The sequence below is a fragment of the Alteromonas sp. ABV4_515 genome (genome assembly GCF_056160345.1).
The window spans coordinates 61,653-77,152 of record NZ_JBSWWZ010000002.1 but is presented as its reverse complement, the minus strand read 5'-3'; the positions used below and the strand labels follow the sequence as shown (position 1 = coordinate 77,152).

8 protein-coding genes are annotated in these 15,500 nt (G+C 49.6%); 7 read left to right on the top strand and 1 reads right to left on the bottom strand.

All coding sequences use genetic code 11. From position 1 onward, the window contains the following. The first annotated feature begins 101 nt into the window (after positions 1–101). The 7 genes from ACXAGX_RS04755 to ACXAGX_RS04725 all read left to right on the top strand — a co-directional run bounded on the left by ACXAGX_RS04755 (position 102) and on the right by ACXAGX_RS04725 (position 14,314). On the top strand, positions 102–1,583 hold the full coding sequence (locus ACXAGX_RS04755; protein WP_474836903.1) for a prolipoprotein diacylglyceryl transferase: 1,482 nt from the start codon (positions 102–104) through the stop codon (positions 1,581–1,583). Next, positions 1,573–2,580, top strand: a complete 1,008-nt coding sequence (locus tag ACXAGX_RS04750) for an AAA family ATPase (protein WP_474836901.1) — start codon at positions 1,573–1,575, stop codon at positions 2,578–2,580. The genes ACXAGX_RS04755 and ACXAGX_RS04750 overlap by 11 nt, the downstream gene beginning before the upstream one ends. A gap of 2 nt (positions 2,581–2,582) precedes the next feature. After that, complete coding sequence (locus ACXAGX_RS04745; RefSeq protein ID WP_474836899.1) at positions 2,583–3,482, top strand: DUF58 domain-containing protein; 900 nt, start codon at positions 2,583–2,585, stop codon at positions 3,480–3,482. Continuing rightward, the gene (locus ACXAGX_RS04740) at positions 3,482–5,152 is read left to right on the top strand and encodes a hypothetical protein (RefSeq protein ID WP_474836897.1); all 1,671 of its coding nucleotides are present in this window, start codon (positions 3,482–3,484) and stop codon (positions 5,150–5,152) included. The genes ACXAGX_RS04745 and ACXAGX_RS04740 overlap by 1 nt, the downstream gene beginning before the upstream one ends. Positions 5,153–5,161: 9 nt before the next feature. Then, positions 5,162–7,618: a VWA domain-containing protein gene (locus tag ACXAGX_RS04735; protein WP_474836895.1), complete on the top strand. Its 2,457-nt coding sequence runs from the start codon at positions 5,162–5,164 to the stop codon at positions 7,616–7,618. Further along, entirely contained in the window at positions 7,615–13,386 is a 5,772-nt protein-coding gene (locus ACXAGX_RS04730) for a tetratricopeptide repeat protein (RefSeq protein ID WP_474836893.1), read from the top strand. Before ACXAGX_RS04735 ends, ACXAGX_RS04730 begins: the two co-directional genes overlap by 4 nt. A gap of 64 nt (positions 13,387–13,450) precedes the next feature. Continuing rightward, on the top strand, positions 13,451–14,314 hold the full coding sequence (locus ACXAGX_RS04725; protein WP_474836891.1) for an aspartyl protease family protein: 864 nt from the start codon (positions 13,451–13,453) through the stop codon (positions 14,312–14,314). Positions 14,315–14,359: 45 nt separating this feature from the next. Here the strand turns inward: ACXAGX_RS04725 and ACXAGX_RS04720 are convergent, their stop codons facing one another. Continuing rightward, a complete protein-coding gene (locus tag ACXAGX_RS04720; RefSeq protein ID WP_474836889.1) occupies positions 14,360–15,487 on the bottom strand; it encodes a HupE/UreJ family protein in 1,128 nt (375 codons plus the stop codon). Positions 15,488–15,500: the final 13 nt, after the last annotated feature.

Sequence of the window (15,500 nt, the reverse complement as noted above, 5' to 3'; positions counted from 1 at the left end):
AAAAGGGCAAAAAGACGAAATTCCGAGGTGCTTGCAAGGTTGGTGCAAGTTAGCTGGTGTGAAATAGAACCGTGGATGAAACTCGGCTTACAGGCAGGGCTATGCAAACAACAGACGCATCTCAAACAGAGTTACAACTTAATCTGCTCGCTCAGAAAGGGGCTGCGTTTTATCGTCGCGCCGCAGTGAGTTGTCACCGTCATAAAGCGTTGGATTACGCATGTCGCGCATTATGGATTTCGCCGCTGCTTTGTTTGTTGCTTTTAGTGGTTCCCGCTGTTTCATTATCAACAGCCGTTATGCTCCTGATAATAAGCATTGTTGCTCTACCAGTTGGGGTGTACGTGCTCTCTTTACTCATTGTCAGGCTAACAACCATAACTACTAGAAAGCAGTCTCTGGCGCTTTATGACAGCCAACTGGCACTTAAAGATGACTTACAAATTGCAGATGAGTTTTATCAGATTAAGGCACCCACAGACTTTGAGTTGGCCGCCCTGGCATATTGCAGAAGCTCGGTGGAGCGCGCGGCAAAACACGAACTGGTACCCTTCCCCGTTCGCCCTCATTGCTTCACCACCATACAAAAAATTTTTAGCGGACTGTCTCTGTTAGCTTCAGTGCTTGTTGTTATCACTGCCTTGCTAAGAACAGAACTCACCGCCGCCCCTCTGGGCCCGCCAGAGACAGGCAGCTCGGAATTGCAGGAAATCACACAAACTCCGCTTAGCAGCACGATAGCTGCCGCCGAAGCAGAACGCTCATCAGATCCTAAAAGCAATAATGCGGATCAAAGTCAGCAGGTTTTCAGTGAATCAAAACCAGAACAGGCAGGTAAAACGGCAGAAGCAGACGAAGCGGCAGAAACGGGTTCGACGTCCACTTCAGGGGGTGCCACAGCAGCAAAGGCAGTTCTGGGAAAGGCACCTATGAACGATGAACAGCGCGTGAGGTTTAGACAACCGCCACCGCTGCCACCTGAAATGGCATCTGAGAACTCGCAGACAGATGCGGGTAGTCAGTCCGATAATAGTCAGGCTGGTCCCCAGCAGGAAAACCAGCAAGCTAGTGCGGCTAACTCTAATGATAACAAAAGCGCCACTACAGATAGCAGTTCAGCCCAACAGGATGAGCAGCAAAGAGAAGCTAGTCAACCTGCAGCAGCGCCATCTGGCCCTCAGCAAGCGCAAAGAAGCAATAAAAAGCAGGACTCCGGCAAAAAGAACGGTCAGCAACAATCTTCAGGTTCGCAGCAAAACAGTAATAGCCAGAACAGCAATACTCAGGGCGACGATGCGCAGAAGAAATCGAGGGGGATAAATCAGCTAATGCTCGCCGTGCCAATGGAAGATCAGTATATCGGCACGCCCGGACCAGGACGGGAAAAGTCTGTCATCGAGAAACAGCCCTCAGAAGAAAAACCAATGGCAACAGCAGGTTCAGCAAGCAGAGGGCAGACTAAGCAGTCAGCACCGGTCCAGCAGAAACCAGTTACACAATTCTGGGAGAAACAAATGCTCAGCAATTTTTTCCAGCAACAACATCAGAATTCACAGCATAACGAGAACGCAAATGACAATTAGCGCCAGCACCATCACTATAGCCAATCACGCAGAACATAGTATCCAGTTTTTTTGTGAAACCTTTCATGCCATAAAAACTGAAATCGGGAAAATGATTGTGGGCCAGGAAGATGTGGTAGAAGGCGTGCTTACTGCGCTGTGCGCCGGTGGGCACGTGCTGCTTGAAGGTGTTCCTGGTTTGGGTAAAACCATGCTGGTAAGCGCGATAAGCCGATCGGTGGACTTGCCATTTTCGCGTATTCAGTTCACGCCAGACATGATGCCAGCAGATATCCAGGGTGCATCGGTACTGTTGGAAAATGAACACGGCGGTCATGAACTTACCTTTCAGCCGGGACCCATAGTGTCCAACCTGGTACTGGCCGACGAGATCAATCGTGCGACACCGAAAACCCAGTCTGCCCTGCTTGAAGTGATGCAGGAAAAGCAGGTTACCGTAGGTAAACGCACCATCAAGCTGGACGAACCGTTTTGCGTTATGGCAACCCAGAACCCGGTTGATCAGGAAGGTACTTATCCGCTGCCTGAAGCCCAGCTCGACCGTTTTCTGTTTAAGCTTGAAGTAGGCTACCCCAGCGAACAGGACTATCACACCATCATCGACAGAACCACCAGCGGGCTCAGCATTGAGCTTAAGCCCGCATCAAACCGAGAAGAACTGATTCGAATGCGCACCATTGTGCGTGATGTCAGCGTGTCGGAAGCGGCGAAAGCCTTTGCGATAAAACTGGTGATGGGCACGCAACCACACAGTCAATACGCCTCGCCGTCGGTCAACGAATTCGTCAGCCTGGGCGCATCACCACGTGGGATCCAGAGCCTGATGCTGGCAGCCAAGGTGAAGGCATTGCTAGATAATCGCTTTGAAGTGATGGAACAGGATATTCCTAAAATTGCGATCCCGGTTTTGCGTCACCGTATGGTACTGAATTATAAAGCACAGGCTACCGGGCAGTCGGCAGATAGCCTGATCAAAAACCTCTTATCAGGTTTCTGAGTATGGCTGGAGATGCAGTACACCCGCTGATTGACGCTGAACTGATTGAACAGGTTCAGCAGTTCAGCCTTCGTATCGCACTGGCGGGTAAAGGTGGCCGACTGGCTGAACAGAAAACCAGTGCCAAAGGTCAGGGTCTGGAGTTTGTCGATTACAAACCCTATGTCGCCGGTGATGAATTAAGGGCCATCGACTGGCATATTTATCGTCGACTTGGTCGCTTGTTCGTGCGGGTATTTGAGGAACAGCAAAATCTGCCGGTGTACATTCTGCTGGACCATTCTGCCAGCCTGTTCTGTGAGACACCGTCGCGATTCAGTGCCGCCCAACGCTGCGCCCTCGCGCTGGGCGCCATCGCGTTGCAACAACAGGACGCTGTGCGGGTATTTCCCTTCGCCGGAGAACTTAATAACCAGTTCAAAACACTATCAGGCAAACATCAGTTGTTCACCCTGGCAGAACAACTACAACACCATCAGCCGGTTAATGATTCAGACATCACCGCCGCCCTCACCGAATTTGCCGGTTACCCCTTGCGAAAAGGGTTGATGATTGTAATCTCGGATTTTTTCAACAACAGCGGAATGTCAGCAGTGCTAGATGCGCTGTCGTTGGTGCAACATAACAAACTGCTTATTCAGGTAACACAGCCCTGGGATGCCGACCCTCGTCAATTGCAAACCAGCGGAGATATCCGTTTTGAAGATGCCGAGTCTGCAGCCACTGTAGATCTGCAACTTTCCCCAGCGGTGATTAAGGCATACACCGAGGCTTACCAGCGCTTTAACCAGCAGCTTTCACAATACGCCAGTAACACTGGCACCGGGCTATTACAACTGGACGCCAACGGACCCATTTTAGCGCAACTCAGTGCACTGTTTGAAAATGGTATGGTGGCCTGATGAGTTTTGTGAATTTTCCAGTATGGCTGGTACTGACAGGTATATTTTCACTGATTGCCCTGCTTTACGCCTTACAACACTTGAAAGCCCAGCCAGTGGTATTGCGGGTAGCCTCTGTTCAGCTCTGGCAGGAGGCGCTACAACATGCCTCAGCAAATAAATTCTGGCAGCGCTTCCGGCATTGGCTGGGTTTTCTGCTTGCAGTATTGATAGCTTTGTTACTTTGGCTGGCGATTAGCGGGATCAGGTTTACTGATAGCACCAAGCCGTTGCACGTTTACTACCTCGATACCTCTGTTGCGATGCAGGCGGGTGATAACATGGCCGATGCTAAAGCAGAGCTGGTTGCCAGGCTCCCCTCTTCTTCATCGGCAAACCGGGAACTATGGATTGGCGATGCTGTACCCGCCAAAATACTCAGCGCGGATTTATCTAATGCGGTACTGACGGCCTCCCTCAGTACAATTCAGGCATCGTCTCATTTACCCGCGTTCAGCGAATGGCTTGAACGTGTACCAACACTCTATGCCGGTCGGCCCGTTGTTGTACATTATTTGGGCTCTGCGCTAAATAACATAACGGCACCCGAAGGTGTTGCCCTTCAAAAGGATTTTATTTCAGAAGCTATTTCTGCAAACGCTGGCATCACTGCCATCGGGCAACAACGTTTCATGATAGACAATGAGCAGGTCTCCCGGGTGACATTTACGCTGCTGAGTACGCCTGAACAAGAGTTTCAGCCAGATGATGTGACGGTGTTGCTTAACGATAGTCCTGTAGATACCGCCCGGATTATCGCTCTGCAAGATAATCAGTTTGCCATCTCAGGTATTCCACTTACCGACCAGCCACAGCGTTTAACCGTCTCTCTCGATGAAGCGGATGATTTCATCGCGGATAGTCTCTCAGCGGATAGTTTTTTACCAGATAATAGCGCAACACTCATGCTACCGGTTAAGTCGCAAATTTTCGTCGCCTTACAGGAAGGCTTACCGGACTGGGTAACACGCTTTGTTGATGCCAATCCGCAGTTGGTTAACGCCCCTGACCAGGCCAGTGTCAGCATTTGCATCAGCCGCGACAGCCGATGCCCTGCTTCCAAGGCCACCTTGTTTGCTGACGATAGCAGCAACGTTGTGACCTTCTATACGTCAAGTGCTAACGAGCAAAGCAGACTGCAGAAAGCCTGGAAGTCAAATTATTGGAGTGACACTCCCAATGACATGCCTGAGGTGAAGATTCTGAACGCAGACACCAAGTCAGTGAGCATGCCACTTACGCACCTTGGTCAGTTGGTAGAAAAACAACAGGCAGATCCGCTTTTACGGTTGTCCATGGCCATTAACTGGCTGGCGGATTTACCCGTTGTGCCTGCCTATCTTGCAGTGGGTGAATTAGCGCCAGAGGAGCCAGGCAATGGACTACCGGTAGATAATGTCATCCGTCCGTATCCACTGACAGTCATGAAAATGGATGCTGATGACACCGTTGAAGCGGCCTCTCTTCAGTCACCGGTTATATCCCGGCAGGTTGCCAGTGCGCGCGAAGCGTCCGGTACCGTAAAAGCAGACTCAGGAGCTGACGTTCCCTGGCTGACAATTATCATTCTCATCGCATTAGGTTTATTGATTGTTGAATGGTTAATGATTCAACGTGGTCGCTGGGCATAGGAGCACATCATGAGTATTTCTTTTTTACATCCTGCCTATCTGGCGCTGTTAACGCTGCTTCCAATGATTTGGTATTTCCGCAGGGGAAAGGGCCGAGTGTTACCGGTGCTGCGATGCCTGTTGGTGCTCTGTATAACACTGGCACTAATGGAGCCCGTGGTTCAATGGCATTCCGATGTGGTACATCATGTGGTTATTGTAGACCGTTCCCCAAGTGTGGATGAAACCAGCGCTCAGGACGCGATGGAACAGGCCAATCAATTACTCAGCCAGGTTGAAGCCAACGACGCGAATGTTATTGTGATCGACAACAGTGACAACACTGATTTTAAAAATGTTCCTGCGGCAGTGATACCATCGACGTCGCTCACCCAGGCGGTAATGACGGCATTGGCGTCAGTGCCTTATGGAAAAAGCGGGATTATTACACTGTTTAGCGACGGTTACGCCACCGATGATCACTGGGAACCGGTTCTGGCTGCCCTTAAAGCACGTAATGTCACTCTGAACTGGATTAAAGCAGACAGCGTCAAAGCAAAACCCACTATCCAGACGACGACCTACCCGGCATTTTATCCGGGGCAATCGCCAGCGCTCACCGTGAACGTTCTCGCTGAAGCGCGGGATGCGTCGACGTTGTCACTCAGACTCACATCGCAAACCGGCGAAGTTATAGCGGCCACCTTAGGCGAGGCAACGGAAAATAACCTGTTTTCTCCTGTCATTGCGTTGCCTGCCTCTGAAAACCTGTTTTCTACCTGGCAAGCAGCGCTCATCGACAACAACCAGATTGTTGATAGCCGCACCTTCGTGCTCGCAGCGCAATCACCAATCCCGGTGCTAATGGGCACCCCCAATGAAACCGACGGCGAGCATTTGCAGTTGTTACTGGGCAATGCCTTCAGTGTGTCTACCGCCCCCTTCCCCTGGTCGGAGCCAATGGATTTCAGTCAGTATGAAGCGGTGGTGCTTCATAATGCCAGTAAGTCAGCGCTACCCGTGCAGTCTCAGAGCGCACTGTTCGATGCAATTAACAGTGGCACCGGCTTGCTCTACACCGGAAGCGAACAGGCGTTTTCTACCAACGGTCTGGCACGCAGCCCGTTAGCGGATTTATTACCGGTTAATATCGATAACACAGAAGCCAAACGTGAGCCGGGTATCTCACTAGCGATCATTATCGATAGCTCTGGTTCCATGCAGGGGCAGCCAATTGAACTTGCCAAACAAGTGGCCCGGTTGGCAGTAAGAAAACTAAAACCGCAGGATCAGGTGGGCATCGTAGAATTTTACGGCACCCGCCAATGGGCGGTGCCCATGCAGCCCGTTCAGGACACCGAAACCTTGGAACGCGCTATCGGTCGACTGCAGGCACAAGGTGGCAGTGAACTTTTTCCTGCTATTGAAGAAGCCTATTTCGGGCTTAAAAGCAGCCACAATAAATACCGCCATATTCTGCTTATTACCGACGCCGCGGTAGAAGAACAGAACTACCAGAAGTTATTGCAGTATATCGCCTCAGATCAAATCAATGTTTCTACCGTGCTGGTTGGCGATGACGCCACTGGAGAAGAAAGAATGGCAGACCTGGCAAACTGGGGCCGGGGGCGCTTCTATGCGGTATACAACGAATTCAGCATGGTAGAGCTTAACTTTCGTCGCGCAGATAAAATCCCCGCATCGGCTTATAAAGAAGGCGGTTTTACCGTTCGTGATGCGGCTACAGCAGCGTCTTTCCCCTCGCCAATTAATGGCTATACGTCGGCCCCACTGAAACCAACCGCTATTGCAGAATGGACAATCGATAACAGCCAGGACCCTTTACTCGCTTCCTGGCAAGCTGGCGCAGGAAAAGTGACGGCACTGATGACCGAACCATTTGGTAAAGGCACTGAGAGCTGGGCAGGAATGCCTGAATATGGTCAGAAATTGGGAGGTATTATCGGTTCTCTCGCCGCCCTGGCAAACCGTGCAACACTCACCACACAGCGATCATTCGAACAAATTAATGTGCAGTTCATTGCGCAAGCAGACAACATTCAGCCAGAGTTACAGTGGAAGCGCTCTGATGAAACAAACTGGCACGACACACCAATTCGCCGGCGAGCACCGGGGCTGTTTACTGCCACAATCAATGTTGCCCGTGATGCGGCGGTGGAAGTAAAAGTAGATACGACTCACCGAACCTTTTATTCGGCATTATCGCCACTAAGCGACCTTCGCCCAGAGTTTCAACTTGAAACACAATATGCTCAACGACTGCAACAGGTTGTAAACGGCAGCGGCGGAGCACGTTCGCTTGCTGAAACCCGACAGAACGCATCGAACACGGGCAACACCTTCGTTAAAACCTTTGCACTGATGCCATTCGCACTGGCGCTCGCGCTGCTACTTTACTTGTCTGAAATTATTTATCGTCGCTGGCCGTCGCGCCGCAATACACGCTTTCCGGGAAATGTAGTATGAGATTTCAACTGAAACCCATTGCGCTGGCACTCCTTATTGCTAGTACTTCCTCACCGCTGATTGCAATGTCAGGTGAATCTTCAATGTCTGGTGAACCTGCAAAGCCCGGCTCAACAAGCGTTGCACCGAGTTCGATGCTGGCATCACAAATTCAGAATGATATATCTGCCAGGCAAGCGCTCTTAGCCGCATGGGAAAATGGCGATATCACGCAGGTGAAGACCATCGCAGAACAATACAGGCTAAGCGATGTGCTGCTTGCTGAGGCATATGAAGCATTAGGCGACAAAACCAGTGCCATCGGTATTTACTCCACGCTGGCTGACCGTGCTGGGCTGAATGGCTCTGAGCAACTGCAAATGAAGATCCAGTTGGCACTGTTGCAAGATAAACCGGATATCCTGAAGCAAATAGCCAGAAACAATCCGAAACTGGCAGAAAATGTAGCGCTGGTCGTGGGCATCTCCTCTGGTATATCAAAGGCAATACCAATCCTGGAAAGCATTGAAAACAAAAGCTTACCCAGTCAGTTAGTATTTACCAACTGGCTACTGGAAATCGCTGAAAGCGATAGGGCTGAAAAGCTGGCATGGCGTGCTTTTGAGCAAGCGGAAACCCGCTCCGATAAACGCTATGCGCTTGCCTTGTTCGCTGAAGCAGTAAGAATTAACGGACGAACTGAAGCGGTACTGGACACACTATCTGGTTATCATAACGACCCGTTCCTCACGCCCCTGTATCTGGACTTCCTACTTGAAGAAGGTAAGTTCAGTGAGGCTCTGGCGCTGACAGAAACCAGTACTCTGCCTGCTATAAAATCCCGCAACGCCGCGCTGTTATCGCTGTCTGATGATCAGCATGGACTCACCACATTTTATCGCCAACAAATTCAGGCTAACCCGACAAACCCTGAAGGCTACTATGGACTCGCTGGTCAGCTTATCAATGAAGGGGATCTAACGGGTGCTAAGCAGGTATTTGACGATTTCGGTTCTGTAAATGCTGGCAAAAAGTCTCTGCTGCTAGCTGCAGCACAGCGTATGATTGCCATGAATATGCAGGACAGCGCCATCGCCATGCTGCAAACTCGTGTCCACGATGCGCAAGCCGATCCTGACGTAAATTATTTTCTGTTCAAAACGTATCTGGCAGCAGGTGATGAAGCTTCAGCAAGGATGGCGCTGGACAATATCACCGCCTCGACACAAGCCCAGAGCCCTTCTCGTTTACTGGTGGTGACTGCACTGGAGCAACTCGACGATGTCGAGCAGGCACTTCAGGTACTGTTAAATTTCAGAAAGGCGGGCGGTCGACTTTCCTACGATCAGCGGCTGCATTTAGCTGAACTTGCCAGAAATGCCGGAAGCGAAGATTTAGCGGTTGCCGAATGGGAAACATTGTGGCAACAGGCAACGCTTCCAGCCCGCAAATTCTATCTCGAAAACCTTTTGGTTAAAGCAACGCAAAAAGCAGGAACATTAGAGAACAAAGTCACCGAACTGGAACAGCTGTTGGAAAACGGTGGACTCAGTGATCATGAATTAAACCTGCTTGTGGCTCTGCATTTGGCGGACAATCAAACCGATAAAGCTGAGTCCGCCATAAACAATTATGCGACCAAAGCGGTAATACCCGAAACACAACGTCTGGAATTACTGGCCAGCCTGTTCGGGCGCAGTCGTCAGTACGCAAGGCTTAATGAAATCTGGAAACAATTAGCAGAAAGGGACCCCGCTAATGCATCGCAATACTGGCAACAAATTACCTTAAATAGCTTACGTAACAATGCGTATGAGACAACAAAGAGTAATGCCGGAGAAACGCCACAGGAACAGCGGTTGGCGCAGGTCAACACACTTATTGCTTCGCTAACAGAGAATGGCAATCAAGACGATCATGCATTTGTTGCCAGTATTTATACTTTGGCGGGCCTGACTGAACAGGCGATAACCGAATATAGAAAAGCCATCGACACCAACACTAATCCAGACGCCCTGTTGCAATTGGTAGAGCTCTATAAAAAATCCAGTCAGTTTGAGCTGGCGGTGAGGTTACTCCAAACCCGTTTGGTTTCCGCCCCAACAGATACAGCCTACATGAATACTGTAGACGGCCTGTTAAATCTGTTTGATTCAACTCCAGATCAACGGGAAGATAAGGCCGCGCCTTCGCTTAAAAACCGTACGCTTAACTGGTTAACCCGACAAATATTAACGCGTCTGGTAGTTTCCGGTTCAGACATATCACTACTAATGGTGCTGTCTGACATTAAGCAAAGTCAGGGCGATTTCGACACCGCAGAACATATCAGCAATTTGATTCTGGCCGCCTCGGATACCCAGCGTGCAGCGCTACTCAGAAGTCTGATCTCACAGTTCAGCGGCAAAGATCCGTACAGCCAGTCTTCGGGTCCAGCGATTGGCGATGAGCAAAAGAAACTGAAATACGGCCGACGCCTGCTCGCCCTTCAGCATGACTTTCCACCCGCCTTGTATGCCGATCTGGGTCGCTCTCTGCTCGCTGACGGCGATGTCCAAGGAGCTGAACGCGCCTTTTCGTTAATGACGGAAATCCCCGGCATACTCAACGTTAAGCAATTAAAAGGGGATGCTTACGCCAGTCAGCATATGGACAGTGCAGCACTAACCTATTTCAAAGAGGCCTTACTGGTAGATCAAAGCAATTTCGAGCTTTTGCGTAAAACAGCCATTCTGGAAGAACAGTTCAACGACAAAAACATGGCCGAATACTGGTACTGGCAAGGCCTGAAGCGAATTATCTCTCAAGCTCCGCTTCACCAGCCCGATTTCAGCACCATGCGCACTTCAGACAGCTTTAAGTTTTTCCCCACGCTATCTGAAGGACTGCTGCTTACAATAAACGAGGCTCAGGCAAAAACGGTAATGCAGGCGTTGCAATCCATGCTGAAAGTCTCACTGAAAAGCTTGCAACAGCACGCTGATGCTGCTCCCTTGGGAAAGGTGAGCGAATATCCACGCATAACATTTATCACAGATTTAATGCAGCGTATTGCCAGTAGCCGGCATAGTCAGCCACAGTGGCAGAGTGCGCTGTCAGATTTAACACCGATCTTTGCAGATTTTACACCACTTGCGCTTTCCCCGTTAGGCGACCAGCAAACACTCGACGTTCTCGCGCACCTTAAAAATCAGGCGCAGGTTGAAGATAACTTCAAACTGACTTTGGCTCTCGCCATTGATTCAAACGACTGGCATTCCGTTATTGAGTTGGCATCATCACTCACTGCCAGACTCAGGAGCAATGGTGAATTCACGCCGATCGTTGGCGGTAACTACTTTGATGTGTTGAGAAGTGCTGCCGATAAGATGCCTAATGAGCAGTTTAAGAAGCGCTTCTGGCCCGTAATGATAGACGTGCCTAACCAGAAGCTGCTGATGTTGCAATTGCAACGATATCTGCCAGAAACCGTTCGAAAGCTGGAAGCGAAGCTCTCAGCTCCCTTACTCACAGATGCAGAATTTATCTCACTCACCATCCAGCATATTAACACACCTCCGCTGGCAGGCCTGCCCTACGCCATGAACGATGACAGCTTTAATAAATTGTTATTTAGTAAACTTTCCCCTAAGGATTTACTCGAATTATGGGAGAAGACAGAGCGAAGCTACCGCCAGACCGGCGCCACTAATCCAATCAGAGAGGAAATTGTACAGCGCGTATTTGCTAAACCGGTTTCCCCTGACCACAGGGAGCAAGTGGCAAAATTGCTGCATAGCTACGTTACGGCTAATGGCAACAATCTGGCGCCCTGCGCAGCCATGGCGGAAAGAGTAATGGTGCTCAGTGCCGCAGCGGAGAACCAGCCATTTCTGCAAAACGAGGCAACGAAGATTGCGGGTATATCAGTCCAATGCGAACAGTTGCCACATTTCCTCACCGCTTTCTTTGAGGGAGATAAAACGGAGGCTTTTGATGCGCTACTGAAATTGACCAGAGCAGCAGGTGCTGGTGTGCATTTTCAGGCGTTCGCCGATGTAACATACCGCTACTTAAGAGATGAACGCCTGGCCTACATCACAGAATTTTTGGCCGCGCCACAAATAGCAGCGGATGACGCGCGGTTTTTTATAAACAATATATTGCCAACTGAAAACCAAACGTCTAATCAGCTCGATTACCTGACTGCGCTACACAGGCAATTGCCTGCGAATGAACTGATCTTCAACCGCCTGATCAATTTGCTGTGGCGAGAGCGACACTTCGATACACTGGAAACGGTTATCTCTGCAAGGTTACAAAACAATGCGAACGATGACGACCAGCATCTTCAGTACTTCCTGCATCAGATAAACGCTAAAGGGGCTGGTAAAGAAACGGCGCAGATTGGCAAACCCGTCGCCGATATTGTTTCACTGGTCGGTTGGCTCAATAAATCGATGTCTGCCGGCGCGCAGGACGGTGGCACCGCCGCACTATATAGCTTAATTTTCACTGAATACGCCAGACGTTTCCCTGCTGATCCGCTGGTAGTCGAGTTGAAACGGCGGGAAGGCGGTAACCAGGTCGCTGCGCCTGAGAGTGTCTCTCAACCGGATATTGCACGCCTCGTAAAGGTGTATAATCAGAACAGAAGTGAAGGACTTCGTCAGTTGAATACCCTCTGGCGCAATGGCATTGAAGGCGGACAACAGTTCGACGGCAAGCGGCTAGGCCGCGAACAGTTAATTCATGTCATTTATGATAGCGAAGGTTTACCTGTAACTGACAATTCATCAGAAGATTTTCTGGCTCACATTGCAAACGTTCCCGAAGCAACAGTCATGTTTAATAACTGGTTGATAGCACTGCCAGCTGAACAGCGAAGTTCAATGCAAAGGCTCTATGATGTGATTGCCAGAGGATGGTCTGCTCAGGGAAATCTGGATGAGCATATCGCGAATTTATTGTCGCAACTTGATGAACCCGATGTTACCGCACATCATCTTCAGCTTCTGGCCACCGCTTTGCCACTTAGCAGTATCACGCCGGATACACATTCCCTGACCATGTTGCGAGCACAGATAGCAAAGACTCAGAATGCATCGGTGTATTTGCGATTGGGCCTGGCAAATGTCTTTTCTCGCGCAAAGCAATATCAAGAGGCGGGGGAGCTGGTAGTTGCCGCAGTTTGGCAAATGAATTACCCCACGCTGACAATGGAAACGCGAATTGTACAGAGTCGCTTCAACGCCCCCTCTCTATCCGATGCGGTTGCCCAGTTAAGCAGTTGGAACAACGGTCAAGTGGCTGCGTCTTATCTGGCGCAGGTTTTTCACATCAGTCAACGAATGACAACGGATTCACAAGCAGCTAAAGCATATTGGCAGGCTTTCACCCTGATGGCGCAGGCAAAATTGGGAATAGAAACCGGCGAGCCAATTACAGAAATGATAGACGACAAGGGAGATGAAATTTCACCTGTAGTGGAGTTTGCCATTGCCCTTTACACCCGTGACGTCTTAGGCGACGACAGCGCTGCAATAAACCGGGTTCTGCAAGCGCTTGAGAGTCCCACTCAGCAATCTGATATAAACGGCTATGACCGTGAAGCTGATGCACTGTTAAGTCAATTATTTGGCCCATCAGCGGCGGTGAAGAATCAACAGTCTTTATTACCCTGGTTTGACATGCTTATCAAAGATGCCAGCGACGACTGGAAACAGTCTCTTCGTTTAGCAATAGCTGATTCTGCGCTCAATGACGATATAAAAGACCAGTTCGCAGACAAGCTGACGGTAGTCGAATAAAGCTGCAAGGTAGAGGTAAGGTTACCTGGTTACAGTCAGGAAAGGACCAATCACGGAGACTGATATGAAACTGTCGGTATTACTCACATTATGCGCTGTTTCGGCAGGTGCATGGGCAAGCGAAAACACGACGTTGTCGACGGAAATGCGATATGACTCTCGTAATCGCCCTGTGATCGCCACCGAGGTAAACGGTCAGGGCCCGTACTATATGGTGGTGGACACCGGCGCCGAAGCCACACTGATGATGCCAGCCCTAGCAGAGCGACTTGAGTTGGAGAGCTTTGATAGCGGCCTGATCATAAACGGTGCGACGGGCGCTATTGCTGCACAGGCATACCCGGTGGATTCGTTCAAAAGCGACTTATTTGACATAAGCTATATCGGGCTTTTAGCAATGCCGAACTCGGGAGCCACAGAAGCGGCGGGAATTATTGGTATGGACCTGTTTGCAGATAAAGCACTGCTATTTGATGCTGCAACTCACAGCCTCAGCACTGTCCTCTCTGGCGAGATAGAAGGCAATTACCTGACCATTCCTGCCATTAAAAATGGCGGTTTGCTTATACATATCAATGTAAAGATGAATGGCGTTGAAGTTCCGGCTCTCATTGATACCGGAGCAGCCGCCACCATTGCCAATTATTCCGTATTGAAAGCGCTGGGATGGTTATCCACAGACTCTCATCTAGCAGATGACGGCACTATTCTGGGTGCCACATCAAATATGAGCGCAGTCAAAAAAGCCTCTGTTAAAACAATTTCAGTAGGTGGAATCACTATGCGAGACGTGCCAGTCCGTTTTACTATGAACGCAGATGGTGAGCCACCAGCATTAATTCTTGGAGGCGATGTTCTAAACAGCTTACCTGGATTTGCTATCGATTTTCCAAAACAGGAATTTTTAATAAAATTACCTGAAGCGTAAATTCTACGCAAAATGCATCGCGAGTAAATGCTCACTAAGTTCTTATTAAAAGCGCTGAATAGCCCAATTCAGCGCGATAAGCGCAATGACCGACGACGCCAATGGCATTATTACCGAAACATAAGCACGTACATGCCGAAGCGCTAACAGCACCGGTAGTAACAATAGCACCACGACTAACTGTCCAATTTCCACACCGATATTAAACGATGCTATGGCCAAAAGCGGACTGGCAGCATTCGCTTGCAGCTCTCCGAAAACGCTGGCAAAGCCCATTCCATGCAGTAAACCAAACGCAAAAGTGATAAACACCAAACGGTGAATTACCGGCCAAATATTGTTTAGCGCCGTGAGCATAACTGAGATGGCAATACCGAATTCAACCCAGCGACTAGAGGGTTGATACCAACCTAGTGCCGTAGTGGTAAGTGTGACTGAATGTGCCACGGTAAAAGCTGTCACCAGCCACAATGTAGATTTGAGAATAGTGCCAGTTCGTTCCTCACCCTGCCAACGATTGTCTTTTCTCACCAAATTAACAGTGAGCAGCATGGCCAGTAAAAACAGAATGTGATCTATACCAATCCAGATATGAATGATGCCCTGATAAACAAAGGTCGTTATTGTCTGCCAGGCGGTAGTATCTGAGTCGGTCGCCAGCGCACTTTCTCTATGTGAATCAGTGAATACATCGGTAAGACTGGCACCACCAATTGTCGCCGTTAGCAGGGTTTTATGACTCGCTTCCATGTCAAATACACCCTGGTAACTAACAACTATAGCGGAGTCTGTAGGACAAGTAAGCGTAAATGGAATCGCGATTAAATCGATGCCAGATATGCTCTCCATAGCAACATCTTTAAAGACTGGGCGACATAGCGTTTCCTGCTGAGTAAAGCGCAGTACTGAGGCGGCATAATCATGTAAACCGGGCTGTGCTGCCTTCACCTCTTGCCAGGTAAGATCGCCGTCGAAATTCTCGTCGAGCTTCACCTCAATCTCAAGGTCATAAGGCATTAACGACAACCTTCCCTCAAGCTGACGCGTGTCTTCACCAGACAGGGTCAAATAGCCATTACTCAGCTCGTGCGCAAAACCTTTACTGGCGACAAAAAAACTGAGTTGAAGCACCATGAGTACTATTGAAAGCTTTGCGTAATACACCCAACGCATAGGGTACTCCATA

Bases quoted from the DNA above. Each gene is read 5' to 3' on its own strand.
- ACXAGX_RS04755 (WP_474836903.1), top strand. From the start codon at position 102: ATGCAAACAACAGACGCATCTCAAACAGAGTTACAACTTAATCTGCTC.
- ACXAGX_RS04750 (WP_474836901.1), top strand. From the start codon at position 1,573: ATGACAATTAGCGCCAGCACCATCACTATAGCCAATCACGCAGAACAT.
- ACXAGX_RS04745 (WP_474836899.1), top strand. From the start codon at position 2,583: ATGGCTGGAGATGCAGTACACCCGCTGATTGACGCTGAACTGATTGAA.
- ACXAGX_RS04740 (WP_474836897.1), top strand. From the start codon at position 3,482: ATGAGTTTTGTGAATTTTCCAGTATGGCTGGTACTGACAGGTATATTT.
- ACXAGX_RS04735 (WP_474836895.1), top strand. From the start codon at position 5,162: ATGAGTATTTCTTTTTTACATCCTGCCTATCTGGCGCTGTTAACGCTG.
- ACXAGX_RS04730 (WP_474836893.1), top strand. From the start codon at position 7,615: ATGAGATTTCAACTGAAACCCATTGCGCTGGCACTCCTTATTGCTAGT.
- ACXAGX_RS04725 (WP_474836891.1), top strand. From the start codon at position 13,451: ATGAAACTGTCGGTATTACTCACATTATGCGCTGTTTCGGCAGGTGCA.
- ACXAGX_RS04720 (WP_474836889.1), bottom strand. From the start codon at position 15,487: ATGCGTTGGGTGTATTACGCAAAGCTTTCAATAGTACTCATGGTGCTT.